The 24529-nt window shown below is 70.6% G+C and carries 21 protein-coding genes, 4 pseudogenes and 2 CRISPR repeat arrays; of the genes and pseudogenes, 6 read left to right on the plus strand and 19 right to left on the minus strand.

Annotation, left to right across the window (positions count from 1 at the left end; all coding sequences use genetic code 11):
• The first annotated feature begins 31 nt into the window (after positions 1–31).
• Positions 32–1186 (plus strand): cystathionine gamma-synthase, encoded by a 1155-nt coding sequence (locus A8713_RS19850; RefSeq protein WP_064534925.1) that lies wholly within the window; start codon positions 32–34, stop codon positions 1184–1186.
• 103 nt (positions 1187–1289) lie between these two features.
• On the opposite strand, the gene A8713_RS19855 is transcribed toward A8713_RS19850, so the two are convergent.
• The 3 genes from A8713_RS19855 to A8713_RS19865 form a co-directional block, all read right to left on the minus strand.
• Positions 1290–1538, minus strand: a complete 249-nt coding sequence (locus tag A8713_RS19855; protein WP_064534926.1) for a hypothetical protein — start codon at positions 1536–1538, stop codon at positions 1290–1292.
• A 68-nt stretch (positions 1539–1606) separates the two neighbouring features.
• The gene (locus A8713_RS19860) at positions 1607–2110 is read right to left on the minus strand and encodes a sigma factor-like helix-turn-helix DNA-binding protein (protein ID WP_064537601.1); all 504 of its coding nucleotides are present in this window, start codon (positions 2108–2110) and stop codon (positions 1607–1609) included.
• A gap of 225 nt (positions 2111–2335) precedes the next feature.
• Positions 2336–2878, minus strand: a complete 543-nt coding sequence (locus A8713_RS19865; RefSeq protein WP_064534927.1) for a MarR family winged helix-turn-helix transcriptional regulator — start codon at positions 2876–2878, stop codon at positions 2336–2338.
• A gap of 167 nt (positions 2879–3045) precedes the next feature.
• Between A8713_RS19865 and ilvA the strand changes: the two genes are divergently transcribed.
• Positions 3046–4296, plus strand: a complete 1251-nt coding sequence (ilvA, locus tag A8713_RS19870; protein ID WP_064534928.1) for a threonine ammonia-lyase — start codon at positions 3046–3048, stop codon at positions 4294–4296.
• 193 nt (positions 4297–4489) lie between these two features.
• Here the strand turns inward: ilvA and greA are convergent, their stop codons facing one another.
• Together greA and A8713_RS19880 are read right to left on the minus strand one after the other, a co-directional pair.
• Complete coding sequence (gene greA, locus A8713_RS19875; protein WP_018565089.1) at positions 4490–4990, minus strand: transcription elongation factor GreA; 501 nt, start codon at positions 4988–4990, stop codon at positions 4490–4492.
• 176 nt (positions 4991–5166) lie between these two features.
• Positions 5167–5565, minus strand: coding sequence for a DUF4307 domain-containing protein (locus tag A8713_RS19880; RefSeq protein ID WP_018565090.1), 399 nt, complete (start codon positions 5563–5565; stop codon positions 5167–5169).
• Positions 5566–5769: 204 nt separating this feature from the next.
• Between A8713_RS19880 and mca the strand changes: the two genes are divergently transcribed.
• Positions 5770–6642, plus strand: coding sequence for a mycothiol conjugate amidase Mca (gene mca / locus A8713_RS19885; RefSeq protein WP_079159049.1), 873 nt, complete (start codon positions 5770–5772; stop codon positions 6640–6642).
• A gap of 12 nt (positions 6643–6654) precedes the next feature.
• On the plus strand, positions 6655–6915 hold the full coding sequence (locus tag A8713_RS19890; RefSeq protein WP_079159050.1) for a hypothetical protein: 261 nt from the start codon (positions 6655–6657) through the stop codon (positions 6913–6915).
• A 136-nt stretch (positions 6916–7051) separates the two neighbouring features.
• Here the strand turns inward: A8713_RS19890 and A8713_RS19895 are convergent, their stop codons facing one another.
• Positions 7052–10270: a tetratricopeptide repeat protein gene (locus A8713_RS19895; protein ID WP_064534931.1), complete on the minus strand. Its 3219-nt coding sequence runs from the start codon at positions 10268–10270 to the stop codon at positions 7052–7054.
• Positions 10271–10615: 345 nt separating this feature from the next.
• Positions 10616–11864: a CRISPR direct-repeat array (repeat unit 29 nt; unit sequence CGGACCACCTCCGCTCGCGCGGAGAGCAC).
• A 185-nt stretch (positions 11865–12049) separates the two neighbouring features.
• Here A8713_RS19895 and A8713_RS34960 point away from each other — a divergent pair.
• Positions 12050–12343: pseudogene (locus tag A8713_RS34960) on the plus strand (HAD domain-containing protein); the annotation flags it as partial.
• A gap of 182 nt (positions 12344–12525) precedes the next feature.
• Positions 12526–12969, plus strand: a complete 444-nt coding sequence (locus A8713_RS19900; protein WP_064534932.1) for a DUF6228 family protein — start codon at positions 12526–12528, stop codon at positions 12967–12969.
• A gap of 37 nt (positions 12970–13006) precedes the next feature.
• Here the strand turns inward: A8713_RS19900 and A8713_RS19905 are convergent, their stop codons facing one another.
• From A8713_RS19905 to cas1e, 13 genes and pseudogenes are all read right to left on the minus strand, one after another.
• Positions 13007–14575 (minus strand): hypothetical protein, encoded by a 1569-nt coding sequence (locus A8713_RS19905; protein WP_064534933.1) that lies wholly within the window; start codon positions 14573–14575, stop codon positions 13007–13009.
• Positions 14572–14907, minus strand: coding sequence for a helix-turn-helix domain-containing protein (locus A8713_RS19910; RefSeq protein WP_064534934.1), 336 nt, complete (start codon positions 14905–14907; stop codon positions 14572–14574). Before A8713_RS19910 ends, A8713_RS19905 begins: the two co-directional genes overlap by 4 nt.
• Positions 14904–16028 (minus strand): tyrosine-type recombinase/integrase, encoded by a 1125-nt coding sequence (locus A8713_RS19915; protein WP_216826776.1) that lies wholly within the window; start codon positions 16026–16028, stop codon positions 14904–14906. The genes A8713_RS19910 and A8713_RS19915 overlap by 4 nt, the downstream gene beginning before the upstream one ends.
• Positions 16029–16377: 349 nt before the next feature.
• Complete coding sequence (locus A8713_RS19920) at positions 16378–16602, minus strand: hypothetical protein (protein WP_237305420.1); 225 nt, start codon at positions 16600–16602, stop codon at positions 16378–16380.
• 226 nt (positions 16603–16828) lie between these two features.
• Complete coding sequence (locus A8713_RS32455) at positions 16829–17245, minus strand: hypothetical protein (RefSeq protein ID WP_079159051.1); 417 nt, start codon at positions 17243–17245, stop codon at positions 16829–16831.
• A 496-nt stretch (positions 17246–17741) separates the two neighbouring features.
• Positions 17742–17921, minus strand: a pseudogene (locus A8713_RS19930) (hypothetical protein); the annotation flags it as partial.
• 133 nt (positions 17922–18054) lie between these two features.
• Positions 18055–18810: pseudogene (locus A8713_RS19935) on the minus strand (ATP-binding protein).
• A gap of 42 nt (positions 18811–18852) precedes the next feature.
• On the minus strand, positions 18853–19410 hold the full coding sequence (locus A8713_RS34315; RefSeq protein ID WP_237305421.1) for a hypothetical protein: 558 nt from the start codon (positions 19408–19410) through the stop codon (positions 18853–18855).
• A complete protein-coding gene (locus A8713_RS34965; RefSeq protein ID WP_443069734.1) occupies positions 19365–19646 on the minus strand; it encodes a Mu transposase domain-containing protein in 282 nt (93 codons plus the stop codon). Before A8713_RS34965 ends, A8713_RS34315 begins: the two co-directional genes overlap by 46 nt.
• The gene (gene istA / locus A8713_RS34320; protein ID WP_237305422.1) at positions 19562–20494 is read right to left on the minus strand and encodes an IS21 family transposase; all 933 of its coding nucleotides are present in this window, start codon (positions 20492–20494) and stop codon (positions 19562–19564) included. The genes A8713_RS34965 and istA overlap by 85 nt, the downstream gene beginning before the upstream one ends.
• Before the next feature lie 415 nt (positions 20495–20909).
• Positions 20910–21115: pseudogene (locus tag A8713_RS32465) on the minus strand (transposase); the annotation flags it as partial.
• 23 nt (positions 21116–21138) lie between these two features.
• Positions 21139–22576: a CRISPR direct-repeat array (repeat unit 29 nt; unit sequence CGGACCACCTCCGCTCGCGCGGAGAGCAC).
• Positions 22577–23039: 463 nt separating this feature from the next.
• Complete coding sequence (gene cas2e / locus A8713_RS19945) at positions 23040–23360, minus strand: type I-E CRISPR-associated endoribonuclease Cas2e (protein WP_107440673.1); 321 nt, start codon at positions 23358–23360, stop codon at positions 23040–23042.
• Between the two features lie 55 nt (positions 23361–23415).
• Positions 23416–24480 carry a type I-E CRISPR-associated endonuclease Cas1e gene (gene cas1e / locus A8713_RS19950; protein WP_064534939.1) on the minus strand — a complete coding sequence of 355 codons (1065 nt, stop codon included), beginning with the start codon at positions 24478–24480 and terminating at the stop codon, positions 23416–23418.
• Positions 24481–24529 lie beyond the last annotated feature (49 nt).

The following is a 24529-nucleotide window of genomic DNA, read 5'->3' on the forward strand; positions in this document are numbered from 1 at the left end:
CCGGTGCCCCGGGAGCACTACGCTCGGGCCCATGAGCGACGAGCACATCAGTCAGCACTTCGAGACCCTCGCGATCCACGCGGGCAACACCGCCGATCCCCTCACCGGCGCGGTCGTCCCGCCGATCTACCAGGTCTCGACCTACAAGCAGGACGGCGTGGGCGGTCTGCGCGGCGGCTACGAGTACAGCCGCAGCGCCAACCCCACCAGGACCGCCCTGGAGGAGAACCTCGCCGCCCTGGAGGGCGGCCGCCGGGGCCTCGCGTTCGCGTCCGGGCTGGCGGCCGAGGACTGCCTGCTGCGCACGCTGCTCGCCCCGGGCGATCACGTCGTGATCCCGAACGACGCCTACGGCGGCACGTTCCGCCTGTTCGCCAAGGTCGTCTCCCGCTGGGGCGTGGAGTGGTCGGTCGCCGACACCAGCGACCCGGCCGCCGTACGGGCCGCCCTCACCCCGCGGACCAAGGCCGTGTGGGTGGAGACGCCCTCCAACCCGCTGCTCGGCATCACCGACATCGCCGCCGTCGCCCAGGTCGCCCGGGACGCCGGAGCGAAGCTGGTCGTGGACAACACCTTCGCCACCCCCTACCTCCAGCAGCCGCTGGCGCTCGGCGCCGACGTGGTCGTGCACTCGCTGACCAAGTACATGGGCGGCCACTCGGACGTCGTCGGCGGCGCGCTGATCGTGAGCGACACCGCGCTCGGGGACGAGCTGGCGTACCACCAGAACGCCATGGGCGCGGTCGCCGGGCCCTTCGACTCCTGGCTGGTGCTGCGCGGCACCAAGACGCTCGCGGTGCGCATGGACCGGCACAGCGAGAACGCCGGGAAGGTCGCCGACATGCTGTCCCGGCACCCGCGGGTGACACGGGTCCTGTACCCGGGGCTGCCCGACCACCCGGGCCACGAGGTCGCCGCCAAGCAGATGAAGGCGTTCGGCGGCATGGTCTCCTTCCGCGTCGAGGGCGGCGAGGAGGCGGCCGTGGCGGTCTGCGACCGGGCGAAGGTGTTCACGCTCGGCGAGTCGCTGGGCGGTGTCGAGTCCCTGATCGAGCACCCGGGGCGCATGACCCACGCCTCCGCGGCGGGCTCCGCCCTGGAGGTCCCGGCCGACCTGGTCCGGCTCTCCGTGGGCATCGAGAACGTCGACGACCTGTTGGAAGACCTCCAGCAGGCCCTCGGCTAGCCGGTACGAGCCGCTGGTGGGGCGCCGCCCGGTGCCCCACCGGCGGGCCCTCGGCGCCCCCACCGGCCGGTGGGGGCGCCCCCACCGGCCGGTGCCCGGTGCCTCACCAGCCGGTCACGGGCGGGGTCGTCTGCGAGGGCGGCTGAGCCCAGGGGCGTACCGTCAGCGCCCACACGGTGAACGCCACCACCGCGGCGCACAGCAGTAGCCACAGGGCGCGCCGGGCCACCGTCCGGCGGCGCAGCATGCGCCCGCCGCGGCGCACGGCGTCCTCGTACAGCCCGGCGGGCACCTGCGGCGGTGTCTGCTCCAGGAGCCGCCGTACGGCCGCCTCACGTTCCGCTCTGTTCACATCCGCCCCCGTCGTTCCCTCTGCGCCTGCGCTCCCCGTCCCCGCGTCCGGCCGTGCGTGCCCCGCGGCTACGAGGGTGCCGCCCTGCGGCCGCTGGCGGCCGGGACGGGACGGGCGGGCGCGCGAGTGAGGGTGGCGATGGCCCGGTCGCCGATGACGCGGACACGTTCGGAGGGCAGACCGAGCAGCGCGGCGGCCTGCTCCTCGGCGACGCCCTCGTACAGCCGGAGGACGACGACCAGACGCTCCTGCGGGGTGAGCACGGCCAGGGTGCCGGGCGGCTCCGGGCGGCCGCGGCCCCGCACCCCGTGCTGGTGCCACGCCTCGCGGGCGAACCGCGCGGCCAGCGCCTGCCGGGCCCGCTCGTAGGGGTCCTCGCCGCGCAGCCGGTCCCAGCACGCGTACGTGTGCGCGAGGGCCAGGGTCAGCAGACGCCGCGCGCGCGGGTTGTCGTCCGGGGCCTCCGCGGTGAGCAGGGTGGCGGTGTGCAGCAGCCGTCCGGCCGCGCCCGCGACGAACGCCTCGAAGTCCCGCGCCCGGCGTACGCCGTTCGACACCTGCCGCTCTCGCACCACGCCTCCTGCCAGGCGATCCGGAAGACGGGATCCGGCCGGGCACGCGCCACGAGAAGCGGTGCGGCCGGGGCCCCGGGTCTCATACCAGGCCAGCGGCGGGCCGCCGGTCAAGAGCCGCGCAGGAGGCGGCCCGGGGGGAGAGAGAAGGGGGAGGCAGCCCCGGCCGGGCGGCGCGGCGGCGGAACGGCCGGGAAGGCGGGCGAACGGCCAGGGGCCAGGGGGTCAGGAGGCCGGACAGCCCGGGGAGTCCGGGGAGTCCGGGGAGACCGGAGCGCCCGGCTCGCGCCCCGCCGCACCGCCCTGCGGCGCCTGGCGGGCAGACAGCGCGCCGTTGAAGCGGGTCAGCAGCGAGCAGAAGGCGGCCCGCTCCTGCGGGGTCCAGTCCTCGGTCAGCTCGGCCATCAGCCGGCGCCGCGAGGTACGGACCTCCTCCAGCCGGGCCAGCCCGCGCGGGGAGAGCTGGAGCACCACGGCCCGCCCGTCCTCGGGGTGGGAGGTGCGCTTGACGAGCCCGGTGTCCACGAGCGGCGCCACCTGCCGGGTGACGGTGGAGGAGTCGATGCCCATGCTCCCGGCGAGCGCCTTGACACCCATCGGGCCCTCCTTGTCGAGCCGGTTGAGCAGCAGGTACGCGGCTCGGTCCATGGAGTTGCGCACCTGGCCGACCCCGCCGAGCCGGGTCTGTTCCGCGCGGCGGGCGAACAGCGCGACCTCGTGCTGGAGGGTTTCGAGGAGACCGGTGTCACCGACGGTCGTCATGTCCATCGACATTTCAGGTGTAGTGGGCATGGCCGGAGGCTCACTTCTGACGGGCTGCTGGGTTGGGGGACAGGGTACGCGGCCGGGAGGCGGCCCGTACCGGCGCTGCGCAAACCGGTCTCGCGGTTCGGTCGCACCAGCGCGCCGCGACCGTGAGCTGCGAGACTCGAAACATGAGTTACGGCACGGCTGCGTCCTTCCCGTCCTTCCCGTCCGTCACGCTGGACGACGTGCGGGGCGCGCAGAAGATGCTCTCGGGCGTGGCGCGGGTGACCGCCCTGGAGAGCAACCGGCACCTGTCGGAGCTGGCGGGCGCGCCGGTGCTCCTCAAGTGCGAGAACCTCCAGCGCACGGGCTCCTTCAAGCTGCGCGGCGCCTACGTCCGGATCGCCGGGCTGCTGCCGGAGGAGCGCGCCGCGGGCGTGGTCGCCGCGAGCGCGGGCAACCACGCGCAGGGTGTCGCGCTGGCGTCGGCGCTGCTCGGGGTGCACGCCACGGTGTTCATGCCGGTCGGGGCCCCGCTGCCGAAGGTCAGCGCGACCCGCGGGTACGGCGCCGAGGTGCGGCTGCACGGCCAGGTGGTCGACGAGACGCTGGCCGCCGCGCAGGAGTACGCCGCCGAGACCGGCGCGGTCTTCATCCACCCCTTCGACCACCCGGACGTGATCGCGGGCCAGGGCACGGTGGGACTGGAGATCCTGGAGCAGTGCCCGCGGGTGCGCACGATCGTCGTGGGCATCGGCGGCGGCGGGCTGGCGGCCGGGATCGCGGTGGCGGTCAAGACGCTCCACCCCGAGGTGCGGATCATCGGGGTGCAGGCGGCGGGCTCGGCGGCGTACCCGCCCTCGCTGGCGGCCGGGCGACCGGTGGCGATCGGGAACCCGACGACGATGGCCGACGGCATCCGGGTCGGCCGCCCCGGCGACGTGCCGTTCGAGATCGTGTCCGAACTGGTGGACGAGGTGCGCACGGTCGGCGAGGACCAGCTGTCCGCCGCGCTGCTGCTCTGCCTGGAGCGGGCCAAGCTGGTGGTGGAACCGGCCGGTGCCAGCCCGGTCGCGGCGCTGCTGGGCGGGGAGCGGGGTGCCGGGGCGGCCCTGGAGGGCCCGGTGGTGGCCGTGCTCTCCGGAGGGAACGTCGATCCGGTGCTGCTCCAGCGGGTCCTGCGGCACGGGATGGCGGCGCAGGGCCGCTACCTGGCCGTACGGCTGCGGCTGACGGACCGGCCGGGGGCGCTGGCCACCCTGCTGGGCGTGCTGTCGGCGACGGACGCCAACGTCCTCGACGTGAGCCACGTACGGACCGATCCGCGGCTGGGGCTCACGGAGGCCGAGGTGGAACTGCACCTGGAGACGAAGGGGCCCGCGCACTGCGCCGAGGTCCGCGAGGCGCTGCGCGAGGCCGGATACACGGTCATCGCCTGACCTGAGCGCCGGGCACACGGTCATCGCCTGATCTGAGCGCCGGGCAGGCACACGGTCATCGCCCGAGCACCGGCGCACGCCGGTGCTCAGGCGGCGCCCCGCCGCGCCACGGCGAAGCCCCCGTGCTCCAGGAAGGAGCACGGGGGCTTCGGCCGGCCGTCTGTACGGCGGGTCGGCCCGCCGGTCCGCGGACTCAGCCGTTGTACGGCTCCGCCTTGAGGATCGTCACCGAGGCCTTCTTGCCGTTCGGCAGCTCGTACTCCGCTTCCTCGCCGACCTTGTGGCCGAGCACTCCGGAGCCCAGCGGGGACTGGGGGGAGTAGGTCTCGATGTCGGCGCTCGCGTACTCACGGGAGGCCAGCAGGAAGGTGAGCGTGTCGTCCTCGTCGCCGTCGAAGGCGATCGTGACGACCATACCGGGCGCGACCGCACCGTCAGCGGAGGCCGGAGCCTCGCCGACCTGGGCGTTCTCCAGGAGCTGGGTCAGCTGGCGCACACGGAGCTCCTGCTTGCCCTGCTCCTCCTTGGCCGCGTGGTACCCACCGTTCTCGCGCAGGTCCCCCTCCTCGCGCGCGGCCGCGATCTTGGCGGCGATCTCGGTGCGCGCAGGACCAGTAAGGTACTCAAGCTCGTCCTTGAGCTTGTTGTACGCCTCCTGGGTCAGCCAGGTGACGTTCTCGCTGGTCTGGGTCACAGGTGCTCCTCGTCGGTACTGGGAATACAAAGCATCGCCCTACCCAGAAGAATGGTCCCTCATGGATGGGCGAAACCACGAGCCTAACAATTCAGCGGCGAAAGGGGGAGGACATAAGGCATCTAAATCACGTCAACGCAGGTCAGGGCCTACGTATTCCGGATGACGCCCCGGTGTCAGCCGGCGTGGCAGCCCAGCAGCTCGCCGGTCGTGCCCCGGGACGTGGTACGCAGCGTCAGCACCTGGTCGATCTGCTTGGCGTCCTGGTCGAAGCGGAAGTCGGCCCGGCCCACCTCGGTGCCGTCGGCCGCCTGCGAGCGCAGCGTGCAGTAGCCGCGCGCCCCGGCGTCCTTGTGGACCTCCAGATGGATGCGCACCGCGTCGTCGGACGCCTGGAAGGAGACGACCTGTGCGCTGATCTTGTTCTCGCCGACGTAGTGGTAGGCGAAGTAGCCGACCAGGGCGAGCAGCAGGGCGCCCAGCACGGCACCGGCGATCTTGAGCTTGTGGTCGGCGCGCTCGTCCGCGGAGCGGCCGTAGCGGCCCTCGGGGAGCCGGGTGCTCGCCGTACTCATGATCGTCCTCTCGGCAGGGGCGGGACGGCCGTCCCGCGCGGGGACTCCGGAGCCGCACCCCGGAATTATTCGTCCTCCGATTCGGTCACTATAGAAGCCCCGGCCCGCCGCTCGACCCGCCACCCCGGCACGACGACCCACCCGGGGCGGCACCTGTGGAACGCCCGGTGCACCGGGCACCGACTTGACCTTGAGGATTGAGCCTTGACTGACCAGCTGCGACTGATGGCCGTGCACGCGCACCCCGACGACGAGTCGAGCAAGGGCGCGGCCACCATGGCGAAGTACGTGTCCGAGGGGGTGGACGTGCTGGTGGTGACCTGCACGGGCGGAGAGCGCGGCTCCATCCTCAACCCGAAGCTCCAGGGCGACGCGTACATCGAGGAGAACATCCACGAAGTGCGCAAGAAGGAGATGGACGAGGCCCGGGAGATCCTCGGCGTCGCGCAGGACTGGCTCGGCTTCGTCGACTCGGGCCTGCCCGAGGGCGACCCGCTGCCGCCGCTGCCCGAGGGCTGCTTCGCCCTGGAGGACGTCGACAGGGCGGCCGGTGAGCTGGTGCGCCGCATCCGCTCCTTCCGCCCGCAGGTGATCACCACCTACGACGAGAACGGCGGCTACCCGCACCCCGACCACATCATGACCCACAAGATCACGATGGTGGCGTTCGAGGGCGCGGCGGACACGGGCAAGTACCCGGAGGAGGAGTACGGCCCGGCGTACCGGCCGGTGAAGCTGTACTACAACCAGGGCTTCAACCGCGCCCGCACCGAGGCCCTGCACAAGGCGCTGCTCGACCGGGGCCTGGAGTCGCCCTACGGCGAGTGGCTGGAGCGCTGGGAGAAGTCCGGCCACAAGGACCGCACCCTGACCACGCACGTGCCCTGCGCGGACTTCTTCGAGATCCGCGACAAGGCGCTGATCGCGCACGCCACGCAGATCGATCCGGACGGCGGCTGGTTCCGGGTGCCGATGGACGTCCAGAAGGAGGTCTGGCCGACCGAGGAGTACGAGCTGGCGAAGTCGCTCGTGGACACCTCCCTCCCCGAGGACGACCTCTTTGCGGGTGTCCGGTAGCCCTGAGGGAGAATGCCTGACATGAGCGCAAGCGCGAGCCTGGCAACGACGCATCTGGTCACCCTGGCCGAGTTCGACAAGAACAAGGTCACCCCCGGCGTCCTCGGTTTCATCGTCTTCGCGGTGATGGCCCTGGCGGTGTGGTTCCTGATGAAGTCCATGAACCGCCACATGGGCAAGGTCGACTTCAAGGAGACCCCGGAGACGGACGGGAGCACCGCCGGTGGTCCGGGCGCCCCGGGCACCGGCCGGGCGCACCCCTCCAAGAGCTGACCCGGCCGAGGGGACAGGCCGGGCCGCGCGTCCGGCCCTGAGGGTGGTTCAGCCCGCCGGTCACGCCGGTCCGGCCGGTCACGCCGGTCCGGCCGGTCACGCCGGTCCGGCTGATCCAGGACGGGCGGAACCGCCCTCAGGCATGCCCGGACCCGCCGGCCGGGGCCGCCTCCACGCCCATCACCTCGCGGGCGTGCCGGTCCGGCACCATCCCCAGGGGCCACGCCTGCCAGCCCGCCTCCAGGCTCACCCCGCGCTCCAGCACCAGCAGATACGCGTCGATGTACCCCTCCAGCTTGCGGTCCCGCAGCCGGTGCCCGGCGCGGGCCAGCGCGGACAGGTCCTCCTGGGCGACCGCCGTGCCCACCTCCACCCCGCCCGGCGCCGCGTACGGCAGCAGCGTGCAGCGCAGGAACCGGGCCCAGTCCTCGCCGCGCCGGTCCCCGTACGACGTGAACAGGGCCAGCGCCTCGTCGCACAGGGCCAGCGCCTGCGGCGTACGGGCGTTGCCCGCGTCCACCACGGCCAGCTCCAGGCACGTCCACGCCTCGCCGTGCGCCACCCCGATGCGCCGGAAGTCGGCACGGGCGTCGACCAGGAGCTGACGGGCGAAACCGGAGTTGCGCAGCGAACCGGTCTGCGCCGCCCGCTGGTCGCGCGTCACCCGCGCCGAGTGGTGCCGGGCGCAGGCCAGCCCGTAGACGTCCCGCATCCGGGAGAACATCGTGCGGGCCCGCTCCAGCTCGCGCACCGCCCGGTCCAGGTCGCCGGTCTCCTCCAGCGCCTGCCCCAGGTAGTACAGCGACCATGCCTCGCCGCGCGCGTCCTCGTTGTCCCGGTGCCGCCCCGCGGCGCCGCGCAGCGCCTCCACCGCCTCCGCCGTCTCCCCGGCCAGCAGCCGGGCCCGCGCCAGCTGGGTCAGCGCCCACGCCTCGCCGCGCGCGTCCCGGGTGCGGCCGTAGCGCTCCAGCGCCTCGCGCAGATCCGCCTCGGCCCGCTCCACCTCGCCCTGGCGCAGCGCGAGCTGCCCGAGCTGGAAGTGCGCCCACGCCTCGCCGTGCACCGAACCGCCCTCCCGGTGCAGCACCAGGGACCGCGTCAGCAGGTCCAGCGCCTCGGCGAGACGGCCCCGGTCGCGCTCCACGGCCGCCAGCGCGTGCATCGTCCACGCCCGGTCACCGGCCAGCTCCGGTACGTCCTGGAGCGCCATGGCCTCGCGCAGCCGGGCCGCCGCCTCGGTCAGGTTGCCCTGGTGGTGCAGGGTGATGCCGAGCGAGTTCAGCGCACGGGCCGCGCCCGCGTCGTGGTGCGCCTCCCGGTACAGGTCGACCACCGAGGCCAGCGTGGTGCGCGCCTTGTCCAGCTCGCCCAGCTGCCGGGCGGCGATGCCGGTGCGCCACTGCACCGAGCGCACCAGCAGCCCCTGGTCGACGGCCTGCGTCAGCTCGCTGATCTCGCCCAGCCTGTACAGGTCGCCGCGCAGCAGGCAGTAGTCGCACAGCGCGCCCAGCAGATTCAGCACGGCCGCCTGGTTCACGCCCTCCGCGTGCCGCAGGGCCGCCGTGATGAAGCTCGACTCGTCGTCCAGCCAGCGCAGCGCCTCGTCGAGGGAGGTGAAGCCGTGCGGGCTGAAGCGGTCCGAGCGGGTCGAGTTGTTGCCGTCGACCAGGCGCAGCACCGAGTCGGCCAGCTCGGCGTAGTTCCCGATCAGCCGCTCCTGCGCGGCCGTCCGCTCGGCGGGCTCCTCCTCGTCCAGCAGCCGGGCGTGCGCGAAGGCCCGCACCAGGTCGTGCAGCCGATAGCGGCTGCCACGCACATGGTCGAGGAGACCGGCGCCGGCCAGGGCCTCAAGCTGCCGGCCCGCCTCCGCCTCGTCGGTGGCCAGCAGCGCGGCCGCCGCGGCGCCGCCCAGCGAGGCCCGGCCCGCCAGGGCCAGCCGGCGCAGCAGCCGCCGGGCCGCCTCCGACTGGTCGGTGTAGCGCAGCCACAGCGCCCGCTCGACCGGTTCCACCGGGCCGTACGCCCCGAGGTCGGCGGCCAGCCGACGGGGCGAGCGCGGGCCGAGCGAGGAGCCCGCCACGCGCAGCGCCAGCGGCAGCCCGCCGCACAGCTCGCGGATCCGCTCGGCGGACTCCGCGTCGTACGGGCCGGACCCGTCCTGCGCCGCGGCGCCCAGCAGCTCCTCGGAACCCGCCTCGTCCAGGGCGTCCACCGGCAGCTGGTGCACCCAGGCCGACAGGCCGGCGGGCAGCTCCAGCGGGGCGGGGGCGGTGACCAGGACCAGGCTGTCGGACCGCTCGGGCACCAGGGCCCGGACCTGCCCGGCGTCCGAGGCGTCATCCAGCACGATCGTCACCGGCAGTCCGGTCAGATGCTGGTCGTACAGCTCGCCCAGCCGCTTGACCTGCTGCTCGGCCGAGGACCGGTCGCGGAACAGCAACTGCTCGCGGGGCGCGCCGAGCCGGTTCAGCAGGTGCAGCAGCGCGTCCCGGGTGGGCAGCGGCGGCTCGTCCGCGCTGCCGCCGCGCAGGTCGACGACGACCGCGCCGCGGAACTGGTCGCGCAGTTCGTGCGCGGCCCGCACGGCGAGCGTGGAGCGGCCGGAGCCCGGCGTGCCGTGCAGGACGACGACCGTGGGCCGGGTCTCGGTGTGCGCGCGGGCCGCCTGCACCCACTGCCTGATCCGGGCCAGCTCCGCCCTGCGCCCGGCGAACACACCGACCGGCTCGGGCAGTTGCCCGAACGACTGCTCCAGCACACTGCGCCTGCGGGCCGCCGCGCTCTTGTCGGTGCCGCGCAGCCGGGGCGCGGCCTTCTTCTGCGGCGCGGTGGACGCGGTCAGGACGCGCTGCTGGTCCAGGAAGGGCCGGATGCCGCGCACCTCCAGCGCGGTCAGCCACTGCAGCCGCAACTGCTCGGACCCGCCGGGCTGACCGGCCGCGCCCGCCCGGTGGTGGGCGGCGGGCAGATGCGCGGCACCCGCCTTGACGACGGTGGCGGCGGCCCCGGCCACCCCCGCGACGGCGCCCGCGCCCAGCGCGGTGCCCGTGCCGGTGCCCAGCGCCAGGTCGGCCACCGCGGCGGCGACGGCGGCGACGGCCGCCACCAGCAGGGGAGTTCCGGCACCCTCGCGCGCGTAGCGCTGCCCGAAGGTGAGCTGCCCGGCCGCCGCCTCGTCCAGCGCCCGCGTGTACGCCTCGTACTCCTCCTGCGCCGGCCGCGCCAGCGCGTCGAGCCCGGCCCGCGCCCGCGACAGCAGCACGGCACCGTCCACCCGCCCGCCCGACCGGCGTACTTCCTCCTCCACCGCCCGCACCAGCAGCCGTTCGGCCTCCGCCCGATGAGCGTCCCGCATGTCCCGTCCCCCTCCGGCGGCAACTCCTTTGCCTACGAGTGTCCTTCGAGCGGGGCGCGAGCGCGAGGGGGTGACGATCAACGAGCACCAAGGGGTGAGTCGGGGGTGCGGAGAGTGACTTCCGGTGCGCGGATCGCTGTCGCGTGGCTGTGGCTGTGGATGCGGTTGCGGTTGCCGCTGGGGATGAGGCTGAGGATGCGGATGGCGGGGCGGCGGGAGCGGCGAGGCCGGGGGGCCAGGGAGGCTGGGCTTCGGGCTCCGGCACCTGGCGAGCGAGGCCCCGGCGCACACGCCCGCCCGGAAGAGCTGGAGCTTCGGCGTTCCCGAACTGGGCGAGTTCAAGGGCGGACCACCTTCGCTCGCGCGGAGAGCACAACTGCGCGTCCACCTGCACCTGAAGCGTGGCCGGACCACCTCCGCTCGCGCGGAGAGCACGGCGGGTCGCGAGGTTCTCTCGCCCGGCCTGCGGACCACCTCCGCTCGCGCGGAGAGCACCGACGCAAAGACGAAACCCCGGGCTGCCTCAGCGGACCACCTCCGCTCGCGCGGAGAGCACCTGCCATCCCCTTCCGACATCACTAATCATGCCTGGACCACCTCCGCTCGCGCGGAGAGCACCCGCTCTCCCAGCGGGAGACCTTCTCTCGGCGCGGACCACCTCCGCTCGCGCGGAGAGCACCAGGTGGCCGGGGCCTCCGGGCTCCCGAACCCCGGACCACCTCCGCTCGCGCGGAGAGCACTGCGTCAGCCGCGGGTGTTCGGCCCACCATGCCGGACCACCTCCGCTCGCGCGGAGAGCACTAGCGCAACGCGTCAACCGAGTGGTCGTTGATCGGACCACCTCCGCTCGCGCGGAGAGCACCCGGACCCGTCTTCCAGGCTCACCGCCACGTACGGACCACCTCCGCTCGCGCGGAGAGCACAGCGCCGCTGATCCCGCCTCAGAACACCCCAACGGACCACCTCCGCTCGCGCGGAGAGCACTCCTCAGCGGGCCCGAACGTCTCCGGGTTGATCGGACCACCTCCGCTCGCGCGGAGAGCACCACAACATCACCGCGGACACCACGGACGCCCGCGGACCACCTCCGCTCGCGCGGAGAGCACTGCTCAACGGCGGACAGTAGCGTCGCCGGGTCCGGACCACATCCGCTCGCGCGGAGAGCACAGCGCGGGGGCGGCGCTGGTGGTCATGGTGGTCGGACCACCTCCGCTCGCGCGGAGAGCACGTTCCCACGGGAGGCACGTCGAGGATGACCGGCGGACCACCTCCGCTCGCGCGGAGAGCACCCGTTGGGCAGCACGACGTCCTGCAGGCCGGGCGGACCACCTCCGCTCGCGCGGAGAGCACGGGCGCAGCGTCACCCCTCTCATGGCGCGCGGCGGACCACCTCCGCTCGCGCGGAGAGCACCCTCGGTGCGGGGTGAGCGGGTAGCGGCGGGCCGGACCACCTCCGCTCGCGCGGAGAGCACTCATAGGCCATACCCTCAAGGCCCCCCTCGGCCGGACCACCTCCGCTCGCGCGGAGAGCACGCCGTCCAGCCCCAACCCGGCGGGGTCACGGACGGACCACCTCCGCTCGCGCGGAGAGCACCCTTCCTGACCTGCAGCATCAGAAGGGCTTTGCTCTTTCTTTGCCGGGGGTGGTGCTCGCTGGCAAGTGAGTGGCAGGCATGGCATGCACTGTAGTCGGCGCCGACTTTCAGAGGACAGGAGTGGCTGGTCAGCTTGTCCTCGTCAACCCAGGAGCACGCTGACCGATCGCGCTATCGCGCTTCCGTGACTGGTTCCGCGCAGCGCGCGCTGCTGTTTCTCGATGTCGATGGGCCGCTCATCCCGTTCGGCGCGATGTCCCAGCTGTAACCGACCTGTGCGACAGTTCTGAACTGCACGGTGCCGACGCGAATCCGCTCCTGACCAGGATCAATCCCGGTCAATCCCGAGCATGGACCCCGGCTGGCGGCCCTCTCGTGCGAGGTGGTCTGGGCGATGACATGGCTGGCGGACGCGAATGAGTGCATCGCGCCTCCCATCGGTCTGCCGCAGCTGGCAGTGGTGGTCTGGCCGGAGCCGGCCTCGGTACTGGTGGGCTCGCGTATTCAACTGTCGCCAGTTGATCAATCTGGCTCCGGAATCACTACTGACCGTGACGCTCCTGGCGGGGATCTGGGTGTGGAATCCCCAACGTCGACGGGACGTAGTACCGCGTCGTAATGGCGATGACCGGGCCGTGTCGGCGTCCTTATCCTCAGTGGGTGAGTCTGATCGAGGTGGTTCCTGGGCAGGTCGAGCTCGTCGTTCGGGGGGTGGGGTCGCAAGCGCCCTCTATCCGGTTGTTCGACTGGTCGCGGACAGATGAGTTCGAGGTCGTATTCGCCGTGGAGGCTGTCGACGACGGCCTGCGCGCACGGATCGGGGCCGTGACCGTGTCTGCCTGGGACGGTGCGGGATACCTGACCGAGTTTCTCGACGGTCTTGCGCGCGACTTCCGCGGTTGGGATGGCGAGCGGTCTTGGGTCAACAACGAGCTGGTCGTGGCAGCAACGTTCGGTTCGGGCGGTCACGTGTATCTGAGCTGGACCCTGCGAGCCGACGTCTTCTCCAGCGGCTGGGAGTGCACTGTGACGACCGTGATTGACGCTGGCGAAGAGCTGACGACTGTCGCTGCCGACGTGCAGGAATTCTTCCGCCAGGGGTAGCCGTCCCAGTGGCCCCGAAGCAAGCACTCATGCGCGCTCAGGCTCTCGGAACTGGAGGGCCCCCAACTTCGCTGGTTCCGCGAGGAACCCAGCCTGTTGGTGACCTTGCGTGATCTCCTGGAGCGTATCGGCTCCAGGTGGTCCCTCCGGTCTCGTTACGGAGGCGGCTGGTGGTCTTGTCGTGGTAGCCGAGAGCGTCCGCGACGACGGGTGCGGGGAGTTCGAGGAGTTGCTGCCGGATGGCGGCGCCGCGGGCGGCGGCGATCGGGATTCCGACCTTGTTCAGGAGCGCGGACAGGTGGTTGGGGCCGAGCGGCTGGCCGGTCCGGCGGCCGGGGAAGAGCCAGCGGGACGCCGGGTTGGTGGCAGTGTTCATGTTGCCGCGGTTCGTGATGTGCTCCAGCAGCAGGGCGGCGACCGGCGCGGGAACGGGTGAGGGCGGCTCGCCGAGTCGTAGCAGCACGGCGTCGCCGTCGCGGATGACGTCGTCGATGGTGAGCCGGACGACGCGGCTCAGCGGTTGTGCGTAGAGAAGAACGATGACTCCGGCGACGCGGAGTCGCATCGGTATCTCCGTATCGGTCAGAAGCCTGCCCAGGGCAGTGAGGCGTTCGTCTTCGCTCAGTGCGGGCCGACGGGAGATCTTCATCGCGGGGATGGCCAGGGAACGTCGGGAGTACCGGCCCTGCATGGCCCAGTTGAGGAAGCCTCTCAGGCGGGTGCGGGCGTGCTCGGCGTTCTCGGCGAACCAGGCGTCGATGTCGACCTGGCCGCATGACGCGAGGGTGGTGTTCCGCTCGCCGAGCCATTGTAGGAAGGCGGTCGCGTACTTGATCTGTTCGCTGGCGAAGCGTCGGATGCTGGGTGTGATGTGGCTCCGCTCGGCGCGGGCCCGCAGCCCGGGGAGGACGTGCCAGGTCGCGAAGAGCCTGATCGTCTTGGTGTGCTCGGGATCGGCGATGTCGGCCAGGTGGCCGGGAAGCCAGCGCTGAAAGGAACAGAGGTGCTTGTCGACCGCGGGCAGGACTCCGCAGGCCATGAGGAGTTCTTCCAGGTGAGAGGCCGCTCGCCAGGGCTGGAGTTCGTGGAACGCGTCGTGGGTCAGCGGAATCTCGCCGAGGCCGAGTCGGCGAAGCAGCTGCGGGGCGTTTCCCAGCTGCCCGCGGCGCATGTCCAGCCATGCCAGTCCGCTTCCGGATTTGTCCATCGTCACCAGCAAATCGAACAGCGCGACCAACGCGGGACGGACGCGGCCCGTGCCGTCGTCGAGAAGCGCGGTGAGCCGGTCGGTGAGCGCGCAGCGTTCGCAGAGCCGACCGCCCAGGAGCTTGCCCTCGAAGCCGCAGCGTGAGCAGTCGAAGGTCTGGGAGAAACCGGCGCAGGTGGTGCAGGTCGCAGCCCCGTCACCTGGACGGAGCCCAGGAAGGGCCCGGTCCTCGCCACATCCCGGGCAGGTGCCCCGTGTCCTGACAGCTCGATCCGAACAGGTCCGGCAGACGTACCCGTCCGGCCAGGCGCCGGCCTTGTGCCTGCGGAGACCGCAGCGGCAGCAAACGGCCATGAACCAGCGCTCGTACTGTTCGTCGGTGGCGTGGGAGCGGGTCATGCGTCGGGCAGGATGCGGGCCGCGCGGGGGCGGAGCTTCGCGACGTTCGAAGGCGGGGTGGGCAGGTCGCCGGTGGCGGTCTTGCGGACGCCGGCGTTCTCGGCGGTGGTGGCCACCAGGTCGGCCGGGGTGCAGGACAGGATGTCGCAGAGCGCCGCCATGACCTGCAACGACAGGCGTTCGGGGGTGCCGGAGACCAGGCGGTGCACCTGGGAGGCGGACAGGTCGATGCCGCGTTCGCGCAACAGCGGCACCAGTTCGGTGGCCGTGAAGACCTGATGCTGGGCCATCACCTCGCGCAGCCGCCAGGTGTATCCGACCTTCCGTTTCATACTTGCCTCCCGGTCTGGGTCTGGAGAGCGGCGGTAATGGTGGAGTCCAGATGCCGCCGCAGGGTCCGGGTGCGGAAGTCCGAGGACACACAGGTGTAGAGCGAGGTGGTACTGGCGTGCTCGTGACCGACCTGCTCCTGGACGAAGCGCGGGTCCCAGCCGTCCTCGATCAGGTGGGTGACGTAGGACCTGCGGAAAGAGTGGAAGTCGAGCCCGTCATCCAGGCCGAGGGCCTTGCGATAGGCAATGAAGCGGGAGTTGAGCCGCTGGCAGCCGATCCGCAGCCCCCGCTCGGAGGGCCAGGCAGCCGGGTTGTTGTCGGTGCCGAACAGCGGGCGGACCTCGGTAAACCACTCGTCCAGGACGTCCGGGGTCCAGTCGAAGACGGTCAGCACCCCGCGGCGTTTGGGCGGCGAGCCCTTCTTGGCCTTGCCGAACCGGACCTGGCAGCGGCCGTACTCGCCGAACTCGCCGCCGTGCGGGTTGCGGCCGAAGTCGGCCGCGTCGAGCATCCGCGTCTCGTTGCGCCGCGTCCCGAAGGCGTAGGCGGTCTTGAACAGCGTCGCGTCGCGGAAAGCCGGCAGCCAGCCCTTGCGGCGGAAGGCCCGGATGCGGGCGACCTCGTCGTCGCAGTGCGCGAAGAAGGCGTGCAGCTCGGCCTTGGTGAACGCGCGCTTCTTCGCGTCCGCCTCGTTGTCCTGGACGTGCACCGCGGTGTTCCACTCATGTACCACCTGAACCGGGTGGGTCCCGAACCGCTCCTCGCAGGTGGCCGTCCACTCATAGAGCGGATCGGTGATGAAGTGGCAGAACGCCCGCACGGCCTCCGAGTATGAGCGGATCGTGGAGCGCTTCAGATCTCGCAGCGAACGCAGGTCACCGAGCCACTCATCGACCATTGCCGGCGTCCAGAGCCAGGGATAGGTGTTCACGTAGGCCGCGAACGCCTTGACCGTATTCTCCCGGCCCTCGACAGTCATTCGGGCCAGATTCCGGGCGAGCTGCTGGTTGGCGAACCCGGTCAGCATCGCCGTGAAAACCTGCTCTTCCGGCCGCAGCAACGCGACCCCGTCGACCAGGTGCAGCCCGGCCGCCCCCGGTATCGACCCGTTGAACCCCACCGATTCACCACCCTTCGTGACTCGCATTAGATGCGAGAAAACCGCATCCTATGCGAGTCGCCGAGAAGCCCGAAGTCAGCCCCCTGCATGGACCACGATGAGGTCCGAGACGCGGGTATCGTCACCACCCAGAGACCACTCTCAAGTCCGCAGGTCCGCAGCGCGGTTGCCCTTGTCTCCCAGGGAAATTCGCCGACTGTCGCGAGTTCGCATCCGATGCAATTGGCGGTGGTCGGAACATCGGCACAGCGGTTGGCGCTGAGATTGATCATGGTCTTGGCGTGAGGGCGCTGACCCGGTTCTCGTACTCACGGCGGGCCTTGCGCTGGGCCGGGACCGCGGGGAGGCCCTAGCCGCCGTCGAGCGGCTGGCAGCGGGCGAGGAGCTGGCGGTGGACCTCGGCGGTGGCGCTGACGCGCAGGGTGTAGCCCTGGCCGCGCCGTACGGTCACCCCCTGGTCGAGCGCGGTGCGCTCGGCAAGCTCCAAGTCGACCGTGCGGAGGTAGTCGGCGACCTTGCCCGGCATATCGAGGGTGACCAGATCAGCGGCCTCAGGTTGACCGAGAGGACGCACCTGGTCTGCGAAACAGCGGTCATCGCAACTCAAGGGCAAGGCACCCCGTCGCTGTTGTGGCAGGCGTACCTCTTGTGGCAGGAGCCAACGAAGCACTCGGCCGTGGGATTCTCACGGCCGAGCACCCATGTTTGATTCCCTACCGGCCGAGAGGGAATTCGGCGGAGGATTTCTACATTTCAGCGCACGGGCTGCCATGTCGGGAATCAACCTGCGCGACGATGAATTAGGCGTACCAGTTGCTTGTGCCGTTGACACTCAGCCGCACGTTCACGGTTCCACTGCCCGACGAAGGGACATGGACCGTCGGTGCGTAGCAGCCGCGGGTGAATCCCGGGTTGAGGGTCGAGCTGTTGCACAGCGTGTTGCTGCCGAAGCTCGATGCGACCTCACCAGCGATGACAGCAGCGGCAGTCCCCGAGTGCTGGACGACGAGAACGACCTGCGTGTCGTTGTTGGCGTTGGTGACGATACACGGCTTGAACTTGATGTTCGCGGAGATGGTGTGTGTCTTGTAAGGGAGACAGTCCCAGTTGCTGTTCGTGTTCACTTCCTGCCAGTTCGCCGCAGCGCTGGCAGGGGAGGCGGCGAACGCGAGGGCTGCCGCCGCTGCGGCAGCAACTGTCAGAGCTTTGAAGCGCACAGGAATTCCATCTCCTCGATCGAGCTCGCGCTGCGTGGTTGCGGAGCGGGGTGCCTATTTCCGGACTAATTCCATTGCCCCAGAGTGAGCTCATTGATCTTATAAACGCCCAACTTGGCTCGGGAAGAAACAAATCAGCCACGAAAACTTCACACATGGCTGAGAGCTGAGGTCAACAGCTGCCCGATCCCCGCCACGACGTTGCGGGTCTGCGCCCCTCTCATACCGAGCAGCCAGGAACGCGCGCGCAAGGCCATCACGGCTGCCCACGACAGAGGCCTCCACCGTGCCTGACGGCCCACGGGCGGCCCAGAACAGTGCATGAGTCCCAGGAACCGGGCGGCCCGGTTCTCACGCGTCCGGGGCGTCGTACCCGGTGTCCGGCCCCGAGCCGGCGTCCCCGGGCAAGGCCAGCAGGGTGTGCGTGCCCAGCGTCGGCGCGCGATTTCCGAGTACCTCGGCCACCTGATATGCCTGCGTCACCCCATGGGGACGTTCAGCCCACGCCTTCGTCGTCCTCGTCCAGCTCGGACGCGTCCGGGTCGCGCAGCGGGCGCAGGGCACGGGCGGCAGGAACGCTGGCGGTGAAGCTGTAGCGGCTGAGCAGGTTCAGGTCGCGGTGCTTGAGCGGGGAGAGCCGGGCAATGTCCTCCTCGCGGATCTCTACGCGGCTCTCGAATCGTGACTGCGACAGCCGGCCTGACACGGCTGGAGAATGTGAAGAGGCCGCGAGAACGACCCGGTTGCACTGTGGGGGACGGCTCGCCACCCGTGAGGACGGCGAGCCGCCGGGACGAAATCCGCAGGAGTCAGCTGGCCGTGATGGGTTCTTCGGCTCGGGCCCTGGTGCTGGCGAGGCGGTAGGAGCCGGTGCCGGTCTCGATGATGGTGCCGTTGAAGGTGAGTCGGTCGACAATGGCTGCGCAAAGGCGGGGGTCTGTGAATGTCTTGGTCCAGCCGCCGAAGGACTCGTTCGAAGCGATGGAGACGCTGTTCTTCTCCTCTCGTTCGGTCAGGACCTGGAAGAGCAGTTCGGCGCCGTGGCGGTCGAGTTCCGTGTAGCCGAGCTCATCAATGCACAAAAGATCGACACGGCCGTAGCGGGCGATGGTCTTGTTCAGCTGCTTCTCGTCGGCCGCCTCGACCAGCTCGTTCACCAGCTTCGTGCGAGCGTGTAACGGACGCGGTAGCCCTTCGTGGCCGCTTCGGTGTGCCCAACGCGGTGAGCATGTGGGACTTGCCGGTGCCGGAGTCGCCGATCAGGCAGAGCGGCTGGCTCTTCTTGATCCACTTGCAGTGGCGAGGGTCTGGATGGTCGCCGCGTCGATGTTGGGGTTGACGTCGAAATCGAAGGCCCGCAGGGACTTCTTCCGCGGGAAGCCGGCCGCTTTGATCCGCCGTTCCGAACGGCGGCGGCCCCGGTCGTCGCACTCGGCCATCAGCAGTTCGGCGAGGAAGCCGCGGTAGGGCATCTGGTCCTTGACAGCCCGGTCTGCGATGTCGTTGAACTCGTGACCGGATCGACGGCAGCCGCAGGAGGCGGCAGGCGGTGTCGATCGGGGCATCGGCGGCCTGCTCGGTCAAGCCTCGCTGGCGGGGCAGGGTGATCACTGTGCATCTCCCCCACGGTGGTCGCTGCCGCTGGTGCGGCGGCGTCGGAGCAGTTGGTCATAGGGGGTCACCGACGGCAGCGGCCTGGTGTCCGGCGGAAGGTGCGCGAGCCGCCACTCGTGCAGCGACGTGATGGTTGCCGACGTCTGCCCGGAAACCGCCGGGGTGGATGCGTCGCCAGTCGGCTCGTCCTCGGTCTGGGCGGCCTTGAGGGCCTCCAGAGCGACGGCGTCGGCGGTCAGGGCGCCGGCCCGCAGCGCGGTGGCCAGACCCGCGACGACATGCTCGTGCGCGAGGTGGCGGTTCAGCAGCAGGACCTCGATCAGTGCCCGGGTGCCGTCCCGCTCGCCGTGGCTTCGCGGGCCTGGGCCCGCCAGGCGCCTGGACCGGGGTGAACTTGCCCGAGGGCCGGGCCTGTTCCAGGGCCGTGGCACCGGGAAAGCGCCGGGCTCGCGGATGAGGGCTTCGAGGTAGTGGTCCAGGGCCAGTCGGTAGCTGCCCCTCGCGATCAGCCTCTCGTGCCGAGCCACTTCGACGTTCTTGTCGTAAACCACCAAGTGAGAGGCGCGCAGGACGACGCGCATCCGCTTGCCGAGAGGCGGGTTGGGACCGAGTAGCGGTTGGTCCGGACGGCGATCTCGCTGTAGCGGTCGACACGCGGCGTGAACAGTCGGCCGGTCTCGAACGGCTCCTGGGGCAGCGGCGTCAGCAGCGGCTGTTCGACGGCGAAGTACTCATCCACGGTCCGCGGCCGTGAACCGATCCGGCGATGCCGTCGTGCAGATCCCACTGGTCGACCATCTCGTTCAGCTCGGCGAGGGAAACGACTTCCGGGACCGGCGTGAAGTGGTTGCGGCGGAGGTAGCCGATCATCCCTTCGACGCCGCCCTTCTCGTGAGCTCCTTCGATGCCATGGCGGCAGTAGAAGCTCTCGATGCTGAAGTGCGAGCGGAAGGCGATCCACCGGTCGGTCTCCACCCGGGCCCGGTTCAGCCCCAGCACCTGAGCGACGGCCGACTTCAGGTTGTCGTAGCGGATCTTGCTCCGAGGGACACCGCCCAGCGTGCGAAGCGCGTGCACGTGCCCTTCGAAGAAGGCTTCCTGGCCGCAGGAGGCGAAGACCCGGTGGACGGCCTTGCCCGAGTAGGACATGCGGAGCGAGAACAGGTAGCAGGTCACCAACTCGCCGGCCAGGCGCACGGTCACGTCGCCGAAGTCGACCTCCGCCTCGTGCCCCGGCAGGTGGGTCTGCGGCACGAACGCCTCCACCGGGGCCTTACCCGAAGCCGCGAGGATCTCCGGCTTCCGGCCGGAGACGTAGCACCGGACCATCTGATAGAACACGTCGGCGCCGTACTCCTGGACGAGCCGGTGAAAGATCCGCGTGATTGTATGCCGCTGCTTGCGCGGCGCGTCGAGTTCCGTCCGCAGCATCTCGTCGATCACCGGCTTGTACGGATCCAGTGCAGTTGGCCGCGGCGGCAGCTTCTTCCTCGGCTCCGGCCAGACAGAAACCACAGCCTTCTTGACCGTCCGCCACGACACGTTGTACTTGCGCTCAAGCTCGCGCATCTTCATGCCAGCACGGTGATCACGCCGGATCGCCGCGTGCAGCTCGACCTTGGATATCTGCGGCATGACCAGGACTTTTCACCAGGAGCATCCTGATGCTGCCCTGGCAAGTACCCCAGCGCTGTCAACTCGGGTTCTGGCTCACTTTCCGTGAAGCGGTAACTGCCCGTCACCTAGGAGCTGTCTTCGAGGCGGCCCAGGTACCGACCACTCCTCCCAAGGCCGGTCCGGCCCATATAGCGATGGCGACGGGGACGGAGAGCGAGAGGCCCCAGGTGATCAGGACGGTGATCAGCACACCCAGTCACAGCATCTGCAGCGCTGCAGCAGTAGTCACCTTGCGCCGCGTACTCCACTCACGCATTGTCAACGTCGGGCGCATACGTTCCCCTCCGTATCCGTCTGCGCTTCGACACGCATCCTGGCACTCACGCGACTCCCACGACCAGAATCTGGATGCTCGTGATGCTCGGGCAGGTTGTTACGCGAGGAGGACTCGCTTGCGGAGGAGCGTGAAGCCCGCGCGGCCGAACACTGGCGTTTGAGCATCTTGATCCGGTTGACGTGTCCTTCGACCACGCCGGAGTTCCAGGGCAGGGTGAGGCCGGCGTTCACGGCGTCGCGGTCGCGCTCGATGCCCGCGGCGAGGGTGTGAAGGGCGGGGAGGTTGTTCTGCCGGACGGCATCGAGCGCAACCACATCTCGCCGACCGGACCACCCCCGCTCGCGCGGAGAGCACGACCACGTCCGGCGGGGTGCCGTCCCATCCGGCGGACCACCTCCGCTCGCGCGGAGAGCACGGCTCCATGACCCTTATGTCCGAGAAGTCGAACGGACCACCTCCGCTCGCGCGGAGAGCACGGCGGCCCGTGCCTAGTGGTGTCTCGACCCCCCTATTACGGACCACCTCCGCTCGCGCGGAGAGCACGCTATCCCGGCGTGGTACCAGCCGGTCGTGGACGGACCACCTCCGCTCGCGCGGAGAGCACCCACCGGGCGGGCAGGTTGGTGTCGCCGCCGTCGGACCACCTCCGCTCGCGCGGAGAGCACGGCAGGTCGCCGCCAAGCCGTACAAGCTGCTCCGGACCACCTCCGCTCGCGCGGAGAGCACTCCGTGCCCTTGGGCATGTCCCGCGCCAGGGCCGGACCACCTCCGCTCGCGCGGAGAGCACGGACACCCGGGCCTCCCCGCCGAACGCCTGGAAGGACCACCTCCGCTCGCGCGGAGAGCACCGCATCGTCCGGCGGGACCACCTCAGTCAGAGCGGACCACCTCCGCTCGCGCGGAGAGCACAGCTTCTGGGTGGCGTCCCAGCCCTCGACGTCCGGACCACCTCCGCTCGCGCGGAGAGCACACCCAGCCGGTCGGTCGGCGCTCCCCGAGGATCGGACCACCTCCGCTCGCGCGGAGAGCACCGACCCCGTCTCCGCCAGCCACCGCGACGCGGCGGACCACCTCCGCTCGCGCGGAGAGCACGGACGAGCATGCACACCCTGACCCCCGACCAGGGGACCACCTCCGCTCGCGCGGAGAGCACCCGCCGTCGAGGACGGCGACTGGACCCGCATGCGGACCACCTCCGCTCGCGCGGAGAGCACCGCATCGTCCGGCGGGACCACCTCAGTCAGAGCGGACCACCTCCGCTCGCGCGGAGAGCACAGCTTCTGGGTGGCGTCCCAGCCCTCGACGTCCGGACCACCTCCGCTCGCGCGGAGAGCACACCCAGCCGGTCGGTCGGCGCTCCCCGAGGATCGGACCACCTCCGCTCGCGCGGAGAGCACCGACCCCGTCTCCGCCAGCCACCGCGACGCGGCGGACCACCTCCGCTCGCGCGGAGAGCACGACATGTCGACGGCCTTGGCGAGGGTGACAAACGGACCACCTCCGCTCGCGCGGAGAGCACGGACGAGCATGCACACCCTGACCCCCGACCAGGGGACCACCTCCGCTCGCGCGGAGAGCACCCGCCGTCGAGGACGGCGACTGGACCCGCATGCGGACCACCTCCGCTCGCGCGGAGAGCACGCCCGGCTCTCCTACCGCCGGGCCGAGGAGATCGGACCACCTCCGCTCGCGCGGAGAGCACGCATCGGAGGATCCTTCGGTCGGTGTGGCTGACGGACCACCTCCGCTCGCGCGGAGAGCACCCTTCCTGACCTGCAGTGTCAGAAGGGCTTTGCCGCTTCTTTGCCGAGGGTGGCGCTCGGTGGCAAGTGAGTGGCAGGCATGGCATGCACTGTAGACGGCGATAGCTTTCAGGGGGACAGGAGTGGCTGGTCAGCTTGTCCTCGTCAATGCAGGAGCAAGCTGACCGATCGCACCGCGTGACTGAGTGCCGGACAGTTCATCCCGTTGCGCCACCGGGCGGGCTTGTTGTGAGGTGAGGTGCACGAACCGGGCGAGATTGTGCCTCGTGATGTGCGAGGGGCGGAGGTTCGCCGGATCGCGAGGGTGTTCTCGGTGTCGTGGTGCGGCATGAGGCGGGCAGGGCAAGGGGCATGGGTTCGGTGCGATCCTGTCGTTGCAATGGGTCGGAAGAGCGCGGTACCCCACGGTCACCGACAGGAGTCCCGCGCGGTTCGACGCGGTGGACGGCCGTCGGCGTCGGATTCAGAAGGGGTTCGCCACCGCCTCGTCTCCGTCATCGTCAGGGCGGAAGGCGACGAGGGTGAGGCCGTCGAAGTCCTGGGGGATCCGGCGGCGTTCGCCTGCGGTGTGAAGAGTGAACCCTTGTTCGGTCGGCGAAGGGTGAAGGAGGACGGCGGCGCCGGTGCCGATGGATGCCGTGACGACGGACCAGAGTTCCTCGCGAACACGGGTGGAGAGGGTTCCGACGTAGAGGCCGGGAGTCGGTTCGATCATCCAGCGTGTGAGTGCTCCGCGGACGTGATCAGGAACGGCGGTGGTGGCGAGGACGGTCATGATCGGCAAGGTCTCTCCCTGGTGGACTGGACGGAGCCGGGGTTCGTTGAGGGGAGGACTCCGGTCAGAGCGGATCGGGGTCCTGTTCACCGGGAGGGACCGCCGGGTCGGAGAGGTCCGGCAGGGGCTTGTCGTCCTCAGCCGGCGATCCGCCGGCGTCGCGCGCGTAGTTGACGCCGGCCGCGACCGAACCGGCACGTGGGTCCCAGAGGTTGACCATGCGGACGCTGTGCCCGTCGGGAAGCGGCTCGGCCTCGTCCGGAGCGAGGAGGCTCTGGACGTCGGCGACGATGCGGGGCAGGAGTCTGTACAGGCGCAGCTGTTCACGGAAGCTTCGGCGGGCGGCGGCCTCGGGGTCGTGACGGTCGTGCAGGGAGAAGGCGAGAGGGACGGTCAGCTCGGCCTTGTACAGGTCGGCGATGTCGTAGACGAAGGCGAGTTGTGTTCCTTGGTGGACGTAGCCGAGGGCGGGGGAGCAGCCGAGGGCGGTGAGGGCGGCGTGCACGATGCCGTAGAGACAGGTATTGGCGGAGGAGAGCGCCAGGTTCACGGGGTCCTGGGAGTCCCAGGAGTCCGGGTCGTAGCTGCGGCGGAAGCGACCGATGCGATGTTGCTGCGCGAGGAGTTTGTAAAGGGCCTTCATCCGCTGCCCCTCCAGTCCGCGGAGTTGCTGGAGCGTGGTGCCCGCGGGGACCGGGACCTTGAAGCGCATGGTGTACATGCGCCGGGCCACATCGAGACGCAGGACCGGGTCACTCCAGTGCTGAACCTGCTGTTCCAGCCACCGGGTGGTGAGAGCGGGCGGGACCGTGGAGGAATAGCAGCGCACGCCACCGGACCCGACGCACACGACGGTGGTGCCGTGGCGGGCGAACGTGGCCAGGGCCGGCTGGGTGATGGAGGTGCCGGGCCCGAGCAGGACGCAGGAGAGCGCGGAGGTGGGGATGTAGACGCGCGTGGTCTCGTTGTCGGCGGTGGTGGTCTCGGCGCAGACGCCGGTGTCGTCCTGAACGATGCGCACGACATCGGCGTAGAGGAATGAGAGGGAATCACCCACCCGCGGCAGCATGGCGAGCGTGGGTGCGGCGATCCGGCGGCGGGCGGACTTCTTGTCGTGCGGGGAGGGCATGGCGCGGCTACTCCTGAGAGGGACGGCAACCGGCCGCGTACGGTCCGGG

This window comes from Streptomyces sp. SAT1 (assembly GCF_001654495.1).
Lineage (GTDB): Bacteria > Actinomycetota > Actinomycetes > Streptomycetales > Streptomycetaceae > Streptomyces > Streptomyces andamanensis.